Source organism: Microvirga subterranea, from assembly GCF_003350535.1.
Classification (GTDB): domain Bacteria; phylum Pseudomonadota; class Alphaproteobacteria; order Rhizobiales; family Beijerinckiaceae; genus Microvirga; species Microvirga subterranea.
The window spans coordinates 51,124-67,974 of the sequence record NZ_QQBB01000008.1 but is presented as its reverse complement, the minus strand read 5'-3'; the positions used below and the strand labels follow the sequence as shown (position 1 = coordinate 67,974).

At 67.3% G+C, this 16,851-nt stretch carries 16 protein-coding genes; 9 read left to right on the top strand and 7 right to left on the bottom strand.

What is annotated here, in order from left to right; genetic code table 11:
• The first annotated feature begins 5 nt into the window (after window positions 1-5).
• From trpE to DES45_RS19285, 6 genes are read left to right on the top strand one after another with little or no spacing between them, the layout of a single operon-like run.
• A complete protein-coding gene (gene trpE, locus DES45_RS19310) occupies window positions 6-1,526 on the top strand; it encodes an anthranilate synthase component I (protein ID WP_114771680.1) in 1,521 nt (506 codons plus the stop codon).
• A gap of 59 nt (window positions 1,527-1,585) precedes the next feature.
• Window positions 1,586-2,212 (top strand): anthranilate synthase component II, encoded by a 627-nt coding sequence (locus DES45_RS19305; protein WP_114771679.1) that lies wholly within the window; start codon window positions 1,586-1,588, stop codon window positions 2,210-2,212.
• A gap of 5 nt (window positions 2,213-2,217) precedes the next feature.
• Entirely contained in the window at window positions 2,218-3,231 is a 1,014-nt protein-coding gene (gene trpD / locus DES45_RS19300; RefSeq protein WP_114771678.1) for an anthranilate phosphoribosyltransferase, read from the top strand.
• A 9-nt stretch (window positions 3,232-3,240) separates the two neighbouring features.
• Window positions 3,241-4,041 (top strand): indole-3-glycerol phosphate synthase TrpC, encoded by an 801-nt coding sequence (trpC, locus tag DES45_RS19295; protein WP_114771677.1) that lies wholly within the window; start codon window positions 3,241-3,243, stop codon window positions 4,039-4,041.
• Window positions 4,038-4,514, top strand: a complete 477-nt coding sequence (gene moaC, locus DES45_RS19290) for a cyclic pyranopterin monophosphate synthase MoaC (protein ID WP_114771676.1) — start codon at window positions 4,038-4,040, stop codon at window positions 4,512-4,514. Before trpC ends, moaC begins: the two co-directional genes overlap by 4 nt.
• Entirely contained in the window at window positions 4,511-5,767 is a 1,257-nt protein-coding gene (locus tag DES45_RS19285) for a molybdopterin molybdotransferase MoeA (protein ID WP_114771675.1), read from the top strand. The genes moaC and DES45_RS19285 overlap by 4 nt, the downstream gene beginning before the upstream one ends.
• Before the next feature lie 21 nt (window positions 5,768-5,788).
• On the opposite strand, the gene DES45_RS19280 is transcribed toward DES45_RS19285, so the two are convergent.
• The gene (locus tag DES45_RS19280) at window positions 5,789-6,427 is read right to left on the bottom strand and encodes a LysE family translocator (protein WP_114771674.1); all 639 of its coding nucleotides are present in this window, start codon (window positions 6,425-6,427) and stop codon (window positions 5,789-5,791) included.
• 167 nt (window positions 6,428-6,594) lie between these two features.
• Between DES45_RS19280 and lexA the strand changes: the two genes are divergently transcribed.
• A complete protein-coding gene (gene lexA, locus DES45_RS19275; protein WP_114771673.1) occupies window positions 6,595-7,299 on the top strand; it encodes a transcriptional repressor LexA in 705 nt (234 codons plus the stop codon).
• On the opposite strand, the gene DES45_RS19270 is transcribed toward lexA, so the two are convergent.
• Window positions 7,277-9,556: a ComEC/Rec2 family competence protein gene (locus DES45_RS19270; protein WP_114771672.1), complete on the bottom strand. Its 2,280-nt coding sequence runs from the start codon at window positions 9,554-9,556 to the stop codon at window positions 7,277-7,279. The two genes, lexA and DES45_RS19270, sit on opposite strands and share 23 nt — an antisense overlap.
• A gap of 140 nt (window positions 9,557-9,696) precedes the next feature.
• Between DES45_RS19270 and gltX the strand changes: the two genes are divergently transcribed.
• Window positions 9,697-11,127, top strand: coding sequence for a glutamate--tRNA ligase (gene gltX / locus DES45_RS19265; RefSeq protein WP_114771671.1), 1,431 nt, complete (start codon window positions 9,697-9,699; stop codon window positions 11,125-11,127).
• 168 nt (window positions 11,128-11,295) lie between these two features.
• Window positions 11,296-12,585: a citrate synthase gene (gene gltA / locus DES45_RS19260; RefSeq protein WP_114771670.1), complete on the top strand. Its 1,290-nt coding sequence runs from the start codon at window positions 11,296-11,298 to the stop codon at window positions 12,583-12,585.
• A 73-nt stretch (window positions 12,586-12,658) separates the two neighbouring features.
• Here the strand turns inward: gltA and DES45_RS19255 are convergent, their stop codons facing one another.
• From DES45_RS19255 to fabZ, 5 genes are all read right to left on the bottom strand, one after another.
• Entirely contained in the window at window positions 12,659-13,456 is a 798-nt protein-coding gene (locus DES45_RS19255) for a DUF4113 domain-containing protein (RefSeq protein WP_147282451.1), read from the bottom strand.
• Between the two features lie 64 nt (window positions 13,457-13,520).
• Window positions 13,521-14,702, bottom strand: a complete 1,182-nt coding sequence (lpxB, locus tag DES45_RS19250) for a lipid-A-disaccharide synthase (protein ID WP_114771668.1) — start codon at window positions 14,700-14,702, stop codon at window positions 13,521-13,523.
• Window positions 14,695-15,561, bottom strand: coding sequence for an LpxI family protein (locus DES45_RS19245; protein WP_114771667.1), 867 nt, complete (start codon window positions 15,559-15,561; stop codon window positions 14,695-14,697). Before DES45_RS19245 ends, lpxB begins: the two co-directional genes overlap by 8 nt.
• Window positions 15,561-16,367 carry an acyl-ACP--UDP-N-acetylglucosamine O-acyltransferase gene (gene lpxA / locus DES45_RS19240; RefSeq protein ID WP_114771666.1) on the bottom strand — a complete coding sequence of 269 codons (807 nt, stop codon included), beginning with the start codon at window positions 16,365-16,367 and terminating at the stop codon, window positions 15,561-15,563. The genes DES45_RS19245 and lpxA overlap by 1 nt, the downstream gene beginning before the upstream one ends.
• Window positions 16,367-16,831: a 3-hydroxyacyl-ACP dehydratase FabZ gene (fabZ, locus tag DES45_RS19235; RefSeq protein WP_114771665.1), complete on the bottom strand. Its 465-nt coding sequence runs from the start codon at window positions 16,829-16,831 to the stop codon at window positions 16,367-16,369. The genes lpxA and fabZ overlap by 1 nt, the downstream gene beginning before the upstream one ends.
• Window positions 16,832-16,851: the final 20 nt, after the last annotated feature.

Here is a 16,851-nt window from a genome sequence, read left to right as displayed (position 1 = left end):
GCCCCATGGCCGTCACGCCCGCCTACGACGCCTTCGCGAAAGCCTATGAAGCAGGCGAGGCCGGTGTGCTGCGCACCAGCCTCGTCGGGGACCTCCTGACTCCGGTCGCAGCCTTCCTGAAGCTGCGGCACGGCCGCAAGGGCTCTGCCTTCCTGCTCGAATCGGTGGAGGGCGGCGCGGTGCGCGGCCGCTTCTCGATGATCGGCCTCGACCCCGATCTCGTCTGGCGCTGCCAGGACGGCGTGGCGTCGATTGACCGTCGCGCGCTGGATCATGCGGCGCATTTCGAGCCGGACGACCGCAGGCCCCTGGACAGCCTGCGCGCCCTGATCGCCGAGAGCGCCCTGCCCCTCGCCGAGGATCTGCCGCCCATGGCGGCGGGCCTGTTCGGCTATCTCGGCTATGACATGGTGCGGCAGATGGAGCGCCTGCCGGAGCCGAACGCCGACGTCCTGAAGGTCCCCGACGCCATCCTGATCCGGCCGACCGTCATGGTCGTGTTCGACGGCGTGAAGGACGAGATCTCCCTCATCACCCCGGTCCGCCCGAAGGACGGCATGTCCGCCAAGACTGCCTACGAGGCAGCCCTGGCGCGGCTCGAGGAGGTGACCTTCGCGCTGGAGCGCCCCCTGCCCTTCGAGCACCGGACCGACCCGCGCGGGATCGATTTCGAGCCGCCGACCTCGAACACGACACCTGAGGAATTCGAGGGCATGGTCGCGAAGGCGAAGGAATACATCCGCGCCGGCGATATTTTCCAGGTGGTGCTCTCCCAGCGCTTCGACGCGCCCTTTCCGCTGCCGGCCTTCGCGCTCTACCGGTCGCTCCGCCGGATCAACCCGGCGCCGTTCCTCTGCTACCTCGACTTCGAGGATTTCCAGATCGTCTGCTCGTCGCCCGAGATCCTGGTGCGGGTCCGCAACGGCAAGGTCACGATCCGGCCCATCGCCGGAACGCGCCCCCGCGGCGCCACCGCCGCCGAGGATCGGGCCCATGCGGAGAGCCTCCTGGCCGACCAGAAGGAGCGGGCCGAGCACCTGATGCTGCTAGACCTCGGCCGCAACGACGTGGGACGGGTTGCCGAGATGGGGTCCGTGCAGGTGACGGACTCGTTCTTCCTGGAATACTACAGCCAGGTGATGCACATCGTGTCGAACGTGGAGGGCCGGCTCGACGAGAGCTTCGACGCCCTCGATGCGCTCGTAGCGGGCTTTCCCGCCGGCACGGTTTCCGGCGCCCCCAAGGTGCGCGCCATGGAGATCATCGACGAGCTCGAGAAGGACAAGCGCGGGCCCTATGCCGGCTGCATCGGCTATTTCGGGGCCAACGGCGAGATGGACACCTGCATCGTCCTGCGCACCGCCGTGGTGAAGGACGGCCGTATGGCTGTGCAGGCCGGCGCGGGCATCGTCTACGATTCCGATCCCGCCTCAGAGCAGCAGGAATGCGTCAACAAGGCAAAGGCCCTGTTCCGGGCCGCCGAGGAGGCGGTGCGTTTCGCGAGCCAGGCGAGGTTCGGCCAGTGAGCACCGGGACAACGCCGCGCTTGACCCCGTCAGCCGCATCGGCAAACGTCTCCCGCACCATGACCCGCGTCCTCGTCATCGACAATTACGACAGCTTCACCTGGAACCTGGTGCATCTGCTCGGTCCGCTCGCGACCTCTGTCGAGGTCGTGCGCAACGACGCCGTGACCACGGACGCGATTCTCGCCTCCTCGCCCGACGCAGTCGTTCTGTCGCCTGGCCCCTGCACGCCGAACGAGGCTGGCATCTGTCTCGACCTCGTGAAGCGCGTCTCGCCCGAGATCCCGACCTTCGGCGTCTGCCTCGGCCTCCAGACGATCGGGCAGGCCTTCGGCGGCACCGTCCGGCGCGCGCCGCTGCCGATGCACGGCAAGGTGTCCGACGTGGAGCACCAGGGACAGGGGGTTTTCCGCGGCATCAATGGATCCTTCAAGGCGACGCGCTACCACTCGCTCATCGTCGAACGGGAGACCTGCCCCGACGCTCTGGCGATCACGGCCGAGACGCCGGATGGCCTGATCATGGGACTGTCCCACCGGACGCTGCCGATCCACGGGGTGCAGTTCCACCCCGAGAGCATCCTCTCGGAGCACGGCGCGACGATCATGCGCAATTTCTTCGACCTGGCCGCCGCCTGGAACGCCAGGCACGCGCCAACCCGCGCTCAAGCGGCTTCAGGGCAATAAGACCGATGGAATCGTTCAAATCCTATCTCGCCAAGGTGGCCACGGGGGCCTCGCTCTCTCGCGACGAGGCGCGCGACGCCTTTGACGACCTCCTGTCCGGCGAAGTCACGCCGGCCCAGGGTGGCGCCTTTCTCATGGCCCTCCGGGTGCGGGGCGAGGCTCTCGACGAGATCGTGGGCGCCGTCTCGGCCATGCGCGGGCGCATGCTCACCGTGACCGCCCCGGACAAGGCAGTCGACATCGTCGGCACCGGCGGCGACCATTCCGGCAGCTACAACATCTCGACCCTCGCCTCGATCATCGTGGCGGCCTGCGGCGTGCCGGTGGCCAAGCACGGCAATCGCGCAGCCTCCTCGAAATCCGGCACCGCCGACGTTCTCGCGGCACTGGGCCTGAAGCTCGGCCTCGATCCTGCGAACCTGGAGCGCTGCCTGAAGGATGTGGGCCTCTGCTTCATGTTCGCCCAGACGCACCACGCCGCCATGCGCCACGTGGCGCCGGTGCGCGTGGAGCTCGGCACCCGCACGATCTTCAACCTGCTGGGCCCGTTGTCGAATCCCGCCGGGGTGAAGCGCCAGCTTCTGGGCGTCTTCTCCGAAGCCTGGCTCGAGCCGCTCACCCAGGTCCTGAAGGAGCTCGGCTCCAAGAAAGTCTGGACGGTCCACGGTTCCGACGGCCTCGACGAGATGACCACGACCGGTCCGACCTTCGTGGTGGCGCTGGAAAACGGCACCATCCGCCGCTTCACGGTGACGCCCGAGGAGGTCGGCCTTCCGACCGCGCGGCCGGAGGACCTGAAGGGCGCGGACCCGGAGCACAACGCGACTCAGCTGCGCAACGTGCTGGAAGGCGCGAGCATTCCCTACCGGGACGTGGCCCTGCTCAACGCCGCCGCCGCCCTCGTGGTGGCCGACGAGGCGACCAACCTGCGCGACGGGCTCGACCGCGCCTCGCGCGCCCTCGACAGCGGCGCCGCGAAAGCCACCCTCGACAAGCTCGTCCGCGCTTCGAACGCGTGAGGACAGGCGATGAGTGACGTTCTCGCCCGGATCGAAGCCTATAAGCGCCAGGAGATCGCCGCAGCGAAGGCGGCCGTTTCCCAGGCCGAACTGGAGCGCCGCATCGCTGCCGTCTCTCCTCCGCGCGGCTTCGCGGCGGCCCTCGAGCGCCATCTGGCGGAGGGGCGCCCGGCCCTGATCGCCGAGGTCAAGAAGGCGAGCCCGTCGAAGGGCCTGATCCGGGCCGATTTCGACCCGCCGTCGCTTGCGAAAGCCTATGCCGAAGGCGGAGCCACCTGCCTGTCGGTGCTTACCGACGCGCCCTCCTTCCAGGGAAAGCCCGAATATCTCGCCCAGGCCCGTGACGCCTCGGGCCTGCCGGCACTGCGCAAGGACTTCCTGTTCGAGCCCTATCAGGTCTACGAGGCCCGCGCCTGGGGCGCCGACTGCATCCTCGTCATCATGGCGAGCGTCACGGACGCGGAGGCCCGCGCCCTGATCGATACCGCGCATGCGCTGGACATGGACGTGCTTGTCGAGGTGCACGATCGCGCGGAACTCGACCGCGCTCTTCCCCTTGAGACCAAGCTCGTCGGCATCAACAACCGCAATCTCCGCACCTTCGAGGTGTCGCTCTCCGTCAGCGAGGAGCTGGCGCCTCTGATCCCGGCCGACCGCATCGTCGTCGGCGAGAGCGGCATCTTCACCCTCGACGACATCAACCGCCTCGCCGGGGTGAACATCCGCACCTTCCTGGTGGGCGAGAGCCTGATGCGGCAGGCCGACGTGGCCGCCGCCACGCGGCGCCTGCTCTTCGGCGAGGCCGCATGAGCGGGCTGACGCATCTCGATGCGACCGGCGCGGCCAACATGGTCGACGTCTCGGAAAAGGCCGTCACCAGCCGCACGGCGGTCGCCGAGGGCTGCATCGTCATGAGCCCAGAGACTGTGGCCCTGATCCGCCACGGCGACTCGAAGAAGGGGGACGTGCTCGGCACGGCGCGGCTCGCCGGCATCATGGCATCGAAGAAGACGCACGAGCTCATTCCGCTCTGCCATCCGCTCCTCATCTCGAAGGTGAAGGTCGATTGCGACCTAGACGACAGCCTTCCGGGCGTGCGCGTGACGGCGGAGGTGAAGGTTTCCGGCCAGACCGGTGTCGAGATGGAGGCGCTGACCGCCGTCTCGGTGGCGTGCCTGACGGTCTACGACATGGTCAAGGCTGCCGATAAGGGCATGCGGATCGAGAACATCCGGCTGCGCCACAAGAGCGGCGGCCGCTCCGGGGATTTCAACGCGCCATGAGCCTGATCCCGGTCGAAGAGGCGCTGCGTCTTGTGCTTGCCGGGGTGTCCGGGCCGACCGTATCCGAGCGCCTGCCGCTCGCCGCCTGCGCCGGGCGCACTCTGGCCGAGGACGTGAGCGCGCTCCGGGACCAGCCTCCCTTCCCGGCCTCCGCCATGGACGGCTATGCGGTGCGCGCCGCAGACATCGGGCGGATCCCGGCGATTCTCGACGTGATCGGCACGAGTGCCGCCGGCAATCGGTTCTGCGGGGCCGTCGGACCGGGCCAGGCCGTGCGCATCTTCACGGGCGCGCCTCTTCCGGACGGCGCCGATTCCGTCGTCATCCAGGAGAACACGCAAGCCTCCGACGGGCGCGTCGCGGTGACTGAGGCTTCCGCACCCTATCGGCACATCCGGGCGGCCGGACTCGACTTCAAGGCGGGCGACGTTCTCCTGAAAACCGGGACGCGTCTCGACGCCCGTTACATCGCCCTGGCGGCAGCGATGGGCCATGGCGAACTTTCCGTCCGTCGCAGACCTCGCGTCGCCATCCTGGCGACGGGTGACGAGTTGGTGCGGGCGGGAGCGCCGGCCGGACCGGACCAGATCACCGCTTCGAGCCTGCCGGCGACGGCCCTGATGGTGGAGAAAGCGGGCGGCGAAGCCATCGATTTGGGCATCGCGCGCGATACCCTCTCTTCTCTCGACGAGCGGATCCAGGCGGCACTCGATGCGCACGCCGATCTCCTCGTGACTCTCGGCGGTGCCTCGGTCGGGGAGCACGATCTCGTTCAGAAGGCGCTGGCGCAGAAGGGCATGGATCTCGGCTTCTGGCGGGTCGCATTGCGGCCCGGCAAGCCGCTGATGCACGGCCGCCTCGGCAAGACACTGCTCCTCGGCCTGCCGGGCAACCCCGTCTCGTCCCTCGTCTGCGCGGTGCTTTTCCTCGTGCCGGCGATCCGAGCGCTTTGCGGCGATCCGCAGGCAGGCGCGGATCCATCCGAGACCGCGATTCTCGGACGCGATCTCCCGGCCAATGGCGACCGACAGGACTACATGCGGGCGGCTCTATCGCTCGGGGAATTCACCCTGTCAGGTCCCACGGACGCCCAGTCGGTGCCGCTCCCCGTCGCGACGCCGCACAAGGCACAGGACTCGTCCATGCTCGGCATTCTGACCCGCTCGGACGTATTGCTGGTCCGACCTCCCCATGCGTCCGCCGCAAGGGCCGGCGAGTCCTGCCGCATCGTCCGGCTCGACCGCTTCTGCTGAGATGCGGCGGCGTGTTTCCCCCTATTTTGCGCTGATCTCCCCCACCGCATCCGCGACGAGCTTTCCGCCGAGCGCCCCGAAGGCAAGTCCGAACAAGGCCTCGACGACACGAGCGAATCGCGCATAGGCGCGCTGGGCGACGCCGGTGGAGAACAGGGTGCCGTAGATCCCGTAGACGATCAGGGCCGATACGAACCCGGTCGGAGCGAATCCGAGCACCTGCGGAGCCGACAGGCCGCTGCCGTAGAGAAATGTCGTCACGGCGCTCCACATCAGGGCGGATTTTGGATTGGTCAGGTTCACAAGGAGCCCGCGACGCCAGGCGCTCAGGGGCGTCCACTCGGTCCGGCTCGCCCGGAAGCTGGGATCGCCCCCGCGCCACGCGGCAACGAGCGACCTAAGGGCGAGAAAGCAGAGATAGCCGCCGCCGATGAACTTCATGATAGTGAGAAGGGACGGATAGACGGCCAGGAGAGCCGCCAGGCCGAATGCCGCAACCGTCACCCAGACGAAGATGGCGCTGGAGACGCCGAGCGCCAGGAAGAACGCGGCCCGTCGACCCTGGCCGAGCGCAGCGCCGGCGACCGCCAGGAGATTCGGGCCGGGCGCGATCTGCCCGAGCACGATGCCCGCAAGAGTGATAAGATAGGTTTCGAGCACGGGCGCCTCCGGCCTTCTGCAAGGCCCTTAAGACTAAGGGCCGAGTGCGGGAAATCAAAACCGGCACAGATCAGCTTGACCTTGCACTTGCAGAACACAGCAAGAACAGTTACCCTGTTCTCGCTTTGTTTCAGAATCGCTCCCCCGCGGAGCAGTAAGGGCCAGCCATGCTGACGCGTAAACAGCACGAATTGCTCCGCTTCATCCATGAGCGGCTGCGTGAGACCGGGATTCCGCCATCCTTCGACGAGATGAAGGATGCGCTCGATCTCAAGTCGAAATCCGGCATCCACCGCCTCATCACGGCGCTGGAGGAGCGTGGATTTATCCGTCGCCTCCCGAATCGCGCCCGTGCGCTTGAGGTGCTGCGCCTGCCCGATACGGTCGGCGGCGCGGCGACGCAGCGCCGGTTCACCCCGAGCGTGGTCGAGGGCGGTCTGGCCGCCAAGGCCAAGGCGCCGGCGCCCGCTCCGGTGGAGGAAAAGACCCGCGACGTGTCGATTCCCGTCATGGGTCGGATCGCCGCCGGTGTGCCGATCTCCGCCATCCAGAACCCGAGCCATTCCATCACCCTCTCGCACGACTTCCTGACCCAAGGCGAGCACTACGCCCTGGAGGTTCGGGGGGATTCGATGGTCGAGGCCGGCATTCTCGACGGCGACCTGGTGGTCATCCGCAAGCAGGACACTGCCAACACGGGCGACATTATCGTGGCGCTGATCGACGACGAGGAGGCGACCCTCAAGCGCTTCCGCCGCCGCGGCTCCTCCATCGCGCTCGAGGCCGCCAACCAGTCCTATGAGACCCGCGTGCTCGGCCCCGACCGGGTCAAGATCCAGGGCAAGCTGGTCAGTCTGGTTCGCCGCTACTGAAATCGTCCTCCGGAAGATCCTGTTCGGGAACGGGCCGCGCACGACGCGGCCCGTTTTCTTTTGGAGGGTCTGCGGTTTCACCCGTTCTCCGCTCGCTCCAGGCCATCGCCTCGCTGCCTCTGCGCACGGAGCGGATTTCGATGGCCTTCGGCCCGAAGCGGATCGCGGTCGCGCCGCGGGCGAGAAGCGCCTCCCGATCGAGGACGAGGGCGGCGTTGCAGCCAGGCGGCGCCTTCAGCCGCGTGATGACGACGGATGCCCGGCGGCAATCCTCCTCGAAGGCAGCGACGTCCTGAACGTAGGCCACGTGATGCCCTACCCGCATCTCCACCACACAGCCCTGCGGATCACAGCGCGCATCACGCCTCAAGCTCGGATCGTCCGCCGCCCTCGCATCCCCGTCCGCCCGCAACCACTGCTCGACGACGAAGGCGGAAGGCCGCCCGACGAGGCTCAACTGACCGCCTGCATGGCGGATGGCCGCCCCGCCCCCCTCGCGGTCGATATAGACGTCGAACCGGCTGGGATCGGCCGCGAGCGCGAGCCCGATCCCAGCCGGAAGCAAAGCCAGCCATCGGAACGAAGAGATCGAAAGCGCCACGATCAGGAGTGCGAGGCTGAGCAGGCCCAGCGCACCCACGCCCAGCGCGGGAACCACGAGGGTCGACCCGCCAATGCCGCCGACCCAGCCGGACACCTCGATCACCCGAGCCACGGCCCAGCCCATCAGCCGCCAGACCGGCCCATCGAGGCCGAAGGGATAGCTCAGCACGCCCAGCACGGCGGCCGGCATCACCACCAGCGAGACGAGCGGCAGGGCGAGTGCATTGCCGACGAGGCCGTAGGGGTTCAGGGTCTGGAAGTGATAGGCCGCGAAGGGCGCCGTGGCGAGGCTTGCCACCAGGGTGGTGGCGATGAGCCCCGTCACCGCATGAAAGATCCAGCGCAGGCCTTGGTCGAGAAGCGTCTCCGCCCGCCCCTCCGCCCGCTTCCACTGCAGGAGCGGCAGGAGCCCCATCATGCCCGCCACCGCTCCGAACGACATCTGGAAGCTCGGGCCGAGCAGCGCCTCCGGCTCGCGAGCAAGGACGATGACGGCCGCAATCGAGAGATTGCGGATGCTGAGCGCCGGCCGGTCCACCAGCACGGCGCCGAACATGACCAGGGTCATCACGAGCGACCGCACCGTGGCGACATCGGAGCCCGAGAAGACGCAGTAGATCGTCGCGCCGATCATGGCCACGCCGGCGGCGATCTTCTTCACCGGCCAGAGCAGCGCCGCCCCGGGCGCAAGCGCCAGGAGCGCGCGCACGAGCCAGAAAAACGTGCCTGCCGCCAAGACCATGTGAAGCCCTGAGATGGACACGATGTGATAGATCCCCGCCCCGCGCAGCACATCATTGGTCTCCTCGGGGATGAGGCCGCGCTTGCCCGTCACGAGCGCCGCTCCGACGCCGCCGGCTGCTCCGCCGATGGCCGTCGCGATCCGCTGGGTCAGGGCATTGCGCGCCTCGTCGATCCCGGCGGCGACCCGCAGCGACAGCGGGGCTGCCACGGAGGGATCGAGCCGCTTCACGGCCCCGGTGAAGGATCCGACCGCACCGATGCCCTTGAAATAGGCATCCCGTGCGAAGTCGTAGCCGCCCGGCCAAGCGGGTTCCGGCGGCGAAAGCAGGCGAGCGGTGCCGGCGACGAACTGCCCGGCGGACAGGCCATCCCCTTTGCGAACGGACAGGCGCACCAGACGGGGCCTTTCCGTTTCGGCAAGTCCCTTGATGTCCGTCACGCGCACCAGCACCCGCTTCCCTTCCTCACGATCCTCCACCGTTTCGATGAAGCCGGTGATCGGCGCGATGGTGACCTTGGCGAGAACCGGAGCCGCGACGCTCCGGGCGCGGACCACACCCGTCGTGAAGCCTGCGAAGAGCGCCGACAGCGCAATCATCACGGCCAGGATGAACGGCTTTCCGCGCAGAGCGACGGCACCGGCGATGCAGAGCGCCAGAGCGCCTGCAGGGGCCCACAGAGCCGGCGTGCCCTTCGCCTGGAAGAACAGCAGGATGCCCAGGCCGAAGAAGACCGGGATCCAGGGGAAGAGCCGCCTCTGCTCGATCTCGGTTGCGAGATTGCGCGACAGCCAGCGCTCGCCGTCGACCAGTCCCAGGTCGAGCGCGGCCGGCCAGGTTCCGGGCAGCACCACGGCCCGCGCGACCGCGCGCACGGTTGTTCGCCCTCGCCCCCTAGTGTGCTCAGCCATTGGTTTTTGCTTATCGGCTTAACGCTGGGTGGGTTGCATGTTAGACGAGCACACGCCGCGGCCCAATCCCGCCTGTGGATGAGTTGCCGTCATGGGCGATAGGCCCATGCGTGATCCTTACACCTTAGGTTTCCAAGCCCATGACCGTTGTCACCCGCTTTGCCCCCTCGCCCACCGGCTTCCTGCATATCGGTGGTGGACGCACGGCCCTGTTCAACTGGCTTTACGCCAAGCGACACGGCGGCAAGATGCTTCTGCGCATCGAGGACACGGATCGGGAACGGTCGACGGAAGCCGCCATCGCGGCCATCCTGGACGGGCTGACATGGCTCGGCCTCGATTGGGACGGCGACGTGGTCTACCAGTTCTCCCGCGCCGCACGCCACCGGGAAGTGGCCGAGAGCCTGCTGGCGCAGGGGCGCGCCTATTACTGCTACGCGTCCCAGCAGGAGCTGGAGGAGATGCGCGAGACCGCCCGCCGCGAGGGCCGGCCGATGCGCTACGACGGCCGCTGGCGCGACCGCGACCCGTCCGAGGCCCCGGCCGGCGTGAAGCCCGTGATCCGCCTGAAGGCTCCCACCGAGGGCGAGACGGTGGTCGAGGACGAGGTGCAGGGCCGCGTCGTCTGGCAGAACAAGGACCTGGACGACCTCGTGCTGCTGCGCTCGGACGGCACGCCGACCTACATGCTGGCCGTCGTTGTCGACGATCACGACATGGGCATCACCCACGTCATCCGTGGCGACGATCACCTCACCAACGGCGCGCGCCAGACGCAGATCTATCAGGCGCTCGGCTGGGACGTGCCTAAGATGGCTCATATCCCGCTGATCCACGGACCGGACGGCGCCAAGCTGTCCAAGCGCCACGGCGCCCTCGGCGTCGAGGCCTACCGCAGCATGGGCTACCTGCCGGAGGCCCTGCGCAACTATCTCGTTCGCCTCGGCTGGAGCCATGGCGACCAGGAGATCTTCTCCACCCAGGAGATGATCGACGCCTTCGACCTGTCGAGCATCGGCCGCTCGCCGGCGCGCTTCGACTTCGCCAAGCTCGAGAACCTGAACGGCCACTACATGCGCCAGGCAAGCGACGAGCGGCTGGTCAGCGCGCTCGAGGACCTGCTGCCTGAGCTCGACAACGACGAGCACCATCTCGGCCGCACCTTCACGCCCGCCCTGCGGGAGAAGCTGATCGCCGCCATGCCGGGCCTGAAGGAGCGCGCCAAGACCCTCGTGGAGCTCCTCGATAGCGCCTATTACCTCTATGCCAAGCGGCCGTTGCACCTCGACGAGAAGGCCGCGGGACTGCTGGCGGACGGGAAGGCACGGCTCGCCGGCATCGAGGGGAAGCTCGACGCCGTCTCGGAATGGACGGCCGCGAATGTCGAGGCGGTGGTCCGCCAGCACGCGGAGGCCATCGGCGCCAAGCTCGGGCAGGTCGCACAGCCCCTGCGCGCGGCGCTCACCGGCCGGGCGACCTCGCCGGGCCTGTTCGACGTGATGGCCGTGCTGGGCCGAGATGAAACCTTGCTGCGCCTTCGTGATCAGCTCAAGGATGCGCCCGCTGCATAGCGGGCGGATCTCGCCTTTAGACGTGCTTGCCCCCTCCATACGGATAAGCTACCGAGACCCATCACACCTACCGACCGGCATAAATCGGTTGGGCCGTCCGGAGGCCTTCTCCGAATCCAAGGCTGCCCTAGGTTATGCCCGGCCTCCTTTTTGAAAGGGCGAAGACGCATGAGTTCTACCTCCACGCTCAACGTTGACGATAAGTCGGTGGAACTGGCTGTCAAAGAAGGCACCATCGGTCCGAGTGTCGTCGACATCTCGAAGCTCTACGCGCAGACCGGGATGTTCACCTACGACCCCGGCTTCACCTCCACGGCGGCCTGCGAGTCGAAGATCACCTATATCGACGGCGACAAGGGCATCCTGCTCTATCGCGGCTACCCGATCGAGCAGCTCGCCGAGCACGGCGACTTCCTCGAGACCTGCTACCTTCTCCTGTACGGAGAGCTGCCGACGGCGGCCCAGAAGGCCGACTTCGACTATCGCGTCACGCGCCACACCATGGTGCACGACCAGATGAACCGGTTCTTCACCGGCTTCCGCCGCGACGCCCATCCGATGGCCGTCATGGTCGGCTCGGTCGGCGCGCTCTCGGCCTTCTATCACGACTCGACCGACATCTCGGATCCGCACCAGCGCATGGTCGCCTCCATGCGGATGATCGCCAAGATGCCGACACTGGCGGCGATGGCCTACAAGTACTCGATCGGGCAGCCCTTCGTGTACCCGCAGAACGACCTGGACTACACGTCCAACTTCCTGCGCATGTGCTTTGCGGTCCCGGCCGAGGATTACAAGGTCAACCCGGTGCTCTCGCGGGCGCTTGATCGGATCTTCATCCTGCACGCCGACCACGAGCAGAACGCCTCGACCTCGACCGTGCGCCTCGCGGGCTCGTCGGGCGCCAACCCGTTCGCCTGCATCGCAGCCGGCATCGCCTGCCTCTGGGGTCCCGCCCATGGCGGCGCCAACGAGGCGGCCCTGAAGATGCTGGAGGAGATCGGCACGCCCGAGCGCATTCCGGAGTACATCGCCAAGGCCAAGGACAAGAACGATCCGTTCCGCCTCATGGGCTTCGGCCACCGGGTCTACAAGAACTACGACCCGCGCGCCCGCATCATGCAGAAGACCACCCACGAGGTGCTCAACGAGCTCGGCATCAAGGACGATCCGCTCCTCGACGTCGCCGTGGAGCTCGAGCAGATCGCCCTCAAGGACGAGTACTTCATCGAGAAGAAGCTCTACCCGAACATCGACTTTTATTCGGGCATCACCCTCAAGGCGATGGGCTTCCCCACCTCCATGTTCACGGTGCTGTTCGCGCTGGCCCGCACGGTCGGCTGGATCGCCCAGTGGAGCGAGATGATCGAGGACCCGTCCCAGCGCATCGGCCGCCCGCGCCAGCTCTACACGGGTTCGCCCAAGCGCGAATACGTGACGCTCGCCCAGCGCGGCTGAGCCGGCAGCGCGAGACGCGCGAGAAGGGGCCCTCACGGGCCCCTTTTTCTTTGTCGGCACGTCAGGACGTTCATCACGGCGACAGCAGGCCGGATATAACCCGCCCCTGCGGTCCGAAGGCGTCGAGTACGTGGTGGCAGAAATCCTTGATTGCCGTCGCATCCGCCTCGACGGCCATTTCCGCCTGCCGCCTGTCCCGGTCGATGTGGTCGTCCGCCTCGCGCTCATAGGTCCAGCCTTGGGCCAGCCTGAGCTTCTTGTCCTGGGCGAATTGGAGCCATCCTCGCCGCCCCGCGTCGATGATCGTCTCGGCCGCTTCGCGCTGGAGCTTCAGCTCAGGGCAATACCTCGTCACCGCGACGGCATAGTGCGCGGAGAAGACCGCGTTGGAGGACTTCACCTCCGCCTTGAGCGACGCGAAGGCCGCATTCACCGCATTGAAGGACCCGGGCGGAAAACCGGGATCGATGCCGATGCCGGCGACCATGTCCTCGTCACGGCAGCGCGACAGGGTTTCCGGCTCCTCCCCATCGTCGAGACGGGTCTGGTAGACGCCCGGACGCAGGCGCTTGATCCGCATCGACCAGCCCTCCGGATTGCCGGGACTGGCGAACTTCAGGACGTAGCCCTGCGGCGTACGCCTGCTGCTCACGACCTTGGCCTCACAGCCGCTGCCGCTGCACCAGGAATAGTAGTCCTTCGAGAACCGGTGGATGTCGTCCGTCTTGCGATGGAAGGCCACGCATTGCTCCCGGCTGCTACCGAAGACGCCGAGCAGCTCGTCGGGCGCACCATTCTGCGCCTGAGGGGCGGCGATTGCCGGAGCCGCACTCGTCGCGAGCAGGATCGTCAGCAAAATTCGGGCGTTCATGTCGCCAGGGTCCAAGCGCTTGATCGGACCTCGATAGCACCGCTTCGTTAAGATCGATGTGCCGCTAGGCACCCGCCTCGCGGGAATCGAGCACCTCGGCGACAATTCTCGCAGCCCGCTCGCTCGGCGCCTCGCCGCCGATCCGCATCAGCTCGTCGAGCTTGGCGAAGGCCGCGAGCTGCCTGCGCCGCTCCGGCGTGTCGTCGAAGAGCGGGAGGAGCGCGTCCGCCAGCTTCTCGGGCGTGCAGTCCCACTGGATCAGCTCGGGAATGACGTTCTCGCCGAGCACGAGGTTCGTCAGGACGATCGAGGGCGCCTTGATGAGGTATTTCAGTACTTCCTCGATCTTCGACACCCTGTAAGCCACCACCATGGGGATGCCCGAGAGGCCGAGCTCGAGGGTCACGGTGCCGGACGCCGCAAGCGCCGCGTCCGCTTGGCGGAACGCGGCCCATTTGGCGGCCTCGCCCTCGACAATCCGGGGCGTCACGCTCCAGGACTCCGCACGCTCCTTGATCTCGTGCGCCAGATGGGAAACGGCCGGAATGGTCACTTCGAAGGGGCGCGCCGAACGCTGCTTGAGTAGCGCCAGCGTCTCCCCGAACGGCTCCATGAGCCGGCTCACCTCCGAGCGTCGGCTGCCCGGCAGCACGAGGAGCTTCAGGGGGATGTCGCCCGCCTGCCCTCTTTCGCCGGCTCCCGGGCGGATCTCGTCCAGGCGTTCGATCAGGGGATGGCCGACATAAGTGGTCGGCGGGCCGCCGAGACGCTCATGCGCGGCAGGCTCGAAGGGCAAAAGGGCGAGGAGATGATCCACATAGGCGCGCATCTTCGGCGCACGGCCCGGCCTCCAGGCCCAGACGGAGGGGCTGACGTAGTCGACGATTGGGATCTGGGGCGCACGGGCGCGCACAGCCTTGGCAACCCGGTGCGTGAAATCAGGGCTGTCGATGATGACGAGGAGGTCCGGCTTCGCGGCGACGGCCGCATCGGCCGTGAACCGGATGCGCGTCAGGATCGTCGGCAGCCGCGCGATCACGGCCGAGAAGCCCATGACGGAGATTTCCTCGAGCGGAAAAAGGCTCTTCAGCCCCTCCCGCGCCATGGCGTGGCCGCCCACGCCGCCGAAGCGCAGGCGCTCCGCCCCAAGCCGCGCCTTTAGCCCGCGCATGAGCTTGGCGCCGAGCTGGTCGCCCGATTCCTCGCCTGAGACGATCCAGATCGCCAGCGGCTTGCTCTCAGTCACGATGCGGCTCCATCCAGGGCAGATCGACGGCGACGAGGAAGAGCCCAAGGCGGTCCGCCGTGGCGAGGCTCTTCTCCTGATCGAGCACGAGGGTCGAGCCCGCCCCGATCGCAACCCCCGAGAGGCCGGCCTGGGCCGCTTCGACGACGGTCCTGGGGCCGATGGTCGGCATGTCGACGCGCAGGTCCTGCCCTCGTTTGGCAGCCTTGATCAGCACCCCGCCCTCCTTCCGCCGCCGGAGGCCGAACCAGCTCTGGCGCAGGCCTTTCACGCGGCGCAGCATCCCGTCCGTGCCTTCCGGCCCTTCCACGGCCAGCACGTGCTCGCGGGCGACGATGGCCGCCTGACCGATGTCGAAGGCCGAGAGGGAGTGAAGGAGATCGAGGCCGACCGAGATGGCCTGCCGGTCGTCTTCCTGGGGGTCGAGCTTTCCTGTCAGGGTCGGCGGGGCGACGAGCCCCGGCGCAAGCTCGTGCGCTCCGACCACCCGGTGGCCGCGCTCTTCCAGCAGCATCACGGCGCCACGCAGCACCTGATCATCGCCGCGGGCGATGACTTCCTTCACCTCCTGCATGTTGCGCAGGAGCGAATAAGCCCCAAGGAGCGCCGAGAAGCCGGGACGCCGCACTGCGCCCACGAGGGACACGGCCCGGGGTCGCCACCCTTCCAGGACGCCCATGATGGTCTTGAGATCGAGGAGATCCGCGGTCGCATGCGCGTGCCGGCGCAGCTCCGGCGCCGCGAAGCCCCGGAACGCAAGGACACGGTAGTTCTGCCCGGTCTCCTCCAGGTGCTTCACGAGCTGGATGGGAAGCTGCCCGGACCCGGCGATGATCGCGATCGGGCCGTCCGCCGTCATCAGGCCGTCCCGACGGGATCCCGCGGCGTGCAGATCGACCGATCCTTGCCGTCCCGGATGAAGTCGAGGATCTCGTGGACGAAGGGGTGGTTCGAGAACTCCTCGGCCACGTCCTCGACCCGCTCCGACAACGTGCCCTCGTCGGCGAAGAGCAGCCGGTAGGCGCGGCGGATGTCGTGAATCTGCTCGCGGGTGAAGCCGCGGCGGCGCAACCCGATGATGTTGAGCCCGGCGAGGTGCGCACGGTTTCCCATGGCCATGCCGTAGGGGATGAGGTCGTTCTCGAGCCCCGACATGCCGCCGACGAAGGCATGGGAGCCGACGCGGGCGAACTGGATGACCGCCGAACCGCCGCCGAAGATCACGAAATCGCCAACGGTCACGTGGCCCGCGAGCATGACGTTGTTCGACAGGATGCAGTCGTTCCCAACCTTCGTGTCGTGCCCGACATGGGAATTCGCCAGGAAGGCGCAACGGTCGCCGATGACGGTCTTGAGGCCGCCGCCTTCGGTGCCGGGATTCATGGTCACGCCCTCGCGGATCATGCAATCCGCCCCGATCGTCAGGGTCGAGGCCTCGCCCTTGTACTTCAGGTCCTGCGGGATATGTCCAATGGACGCGAAGGGGAAGATGCGCGTGCGCGGACCGACCGCGGTGTGCCCGGCAACGGCCACATGGCTCATGAGCTGGCAGCCCTCGCCGAGCTCGACCTCCGGGCCGACGGTGCAGAACGGACCGATCTTCACGCCGGCGCCGATCTTCGCGCCGTCCTCGATCACGGCGCTGGGATGGATCACGGTTTCCATCAGTCGGTCACCAGCATGGCGCTGACCTCCGCCTCGCAGACGAGGTTGCCGTCCACCTTAGCCTCGCCCTTGTACCACCACATGTTGCGCCGGTTGTTGAGCTTCTTCATGTGGAACTCGACCCGGTCGCCCGGCTCGACGGGCTTGCGGAACTTCACCTTGTCGATGGTCATGAAGAAAACCTGCTTGGGCTTTTCCTGCTGGGCCATCTTCGCCTTCACGCAGATGGCGCCGGCGGTCTGGGCCATGGCCTCAATCAGGAAAACGCCCGGGAAGATCGGCCGGGACGGGAAATGGCCCGTGAACTGCGGCTCGTTGAAGGTCACGTTCTTGATGCCGATGCAGGAATTGTCACCGTCGATCTCGATGATCTTGTCCACGAGCAGGAAGGGATAGCGATGGGGCAGCAGATCCAGGATCTGCATGATATCGGCGGTTTGAAGCGTAGCGGTCGCTTCTGACATGACGTTCACTCCGGATGCTG

Bases quoted from the DNA above. Each gene is read 5' to 3' on its own strand.
- DES45_RS19270 (WP_114771672.1), bottom strand. From the start codon at position 9,556: ATGGCTGAGCACACTAGGGGGCGAGGGCGAACAACCGTGCGCGCGGTC.
- DES45_RS19305 (WP_114771679.1), top strand. From the start codon at position 1,586: ATGACCCGCGTCCTCGTCATCGACAATTACGACAGCTTCACCTGGAAC.
- lexA (WP_114771673.1), top strand. From the start codon at position 6,595: ATGCTGACGCGTAAACAGCACGAATTGCTCCGCTTCATCCATGAGCGG.
- DES45_RS19285 (WP_114771675.1), top strand. From the start codon at position 4,511: ATGAGCCTGATCCCGGTCGAAGAGGCGCTGCGTCTTGTGCTTGCCGGG.
- gltA (WP_114771670.1), top strand. From the start codon at position 11,296: ATGAGTTCTACCTCCACGCTCAACGTTGACGATAAGTCGGTGGAACTG.
- moaC (WP_114771676.1), top strand. From the start codon at position 4,038: ATGAGCGGGCTGACGCATCTCGATGCGACCGGCGCGGCCAACATGGTC.
- trpD (WP_114771678.1), top strand. From the start codon at position 2,218: ATGGAATCGTTCAAATCCTATCTCGCCAAGGTGGCCACGGGGGCCTCG.
- DES45_RS19245 (WP_114771667.1), bottom strand. From the start codon at position 15,561: ATGACGGCGGACGGCCCGATCGCGATCATCGCCGGGTCCGGGCAGCTT.
- fabZ (WP_114771665.1), bottom strand. From the start codon at position 16,831: ATGTCAGAAGCGACCGCTACGCTTCAAACCGCCGATATCATGCAGATC.
- trpE (WP_114771680.1), top strand. From the start codon at position 6: ATGGCCGTCACGCCCGCCTACGACGCCTTCGCGAAAGCCTATGAAGCA.
- lpxA (WP_114771666.1), bottom strand. From the start codon at position 16,367: ATGGAAACCGTGATCCATCCCAGCGCCGTGATCGAGGACGGCGCGAAG.
- DES45_RS19255 (WP_147282451.1), bottom strand. From the start codon at position 13,456: ATGAACGCCCGAATTTTGCTGACGATCCTGCTCGCGACGAGTGCGGCT.
- gltX (WP_114771671.1), top strand. From the start codon at position 9,697: ATGACCGTTGTCACCCGCTTTGCCCCCTCGCCCACCGGCTTCCTGCAT.
- trpC (WP_114771677.1), top strand. From the start codon at position 3,241: ATGAGTGACGTTCTCGCCCGGATCGAAGCCTATAAGCGCCAGGAGATC.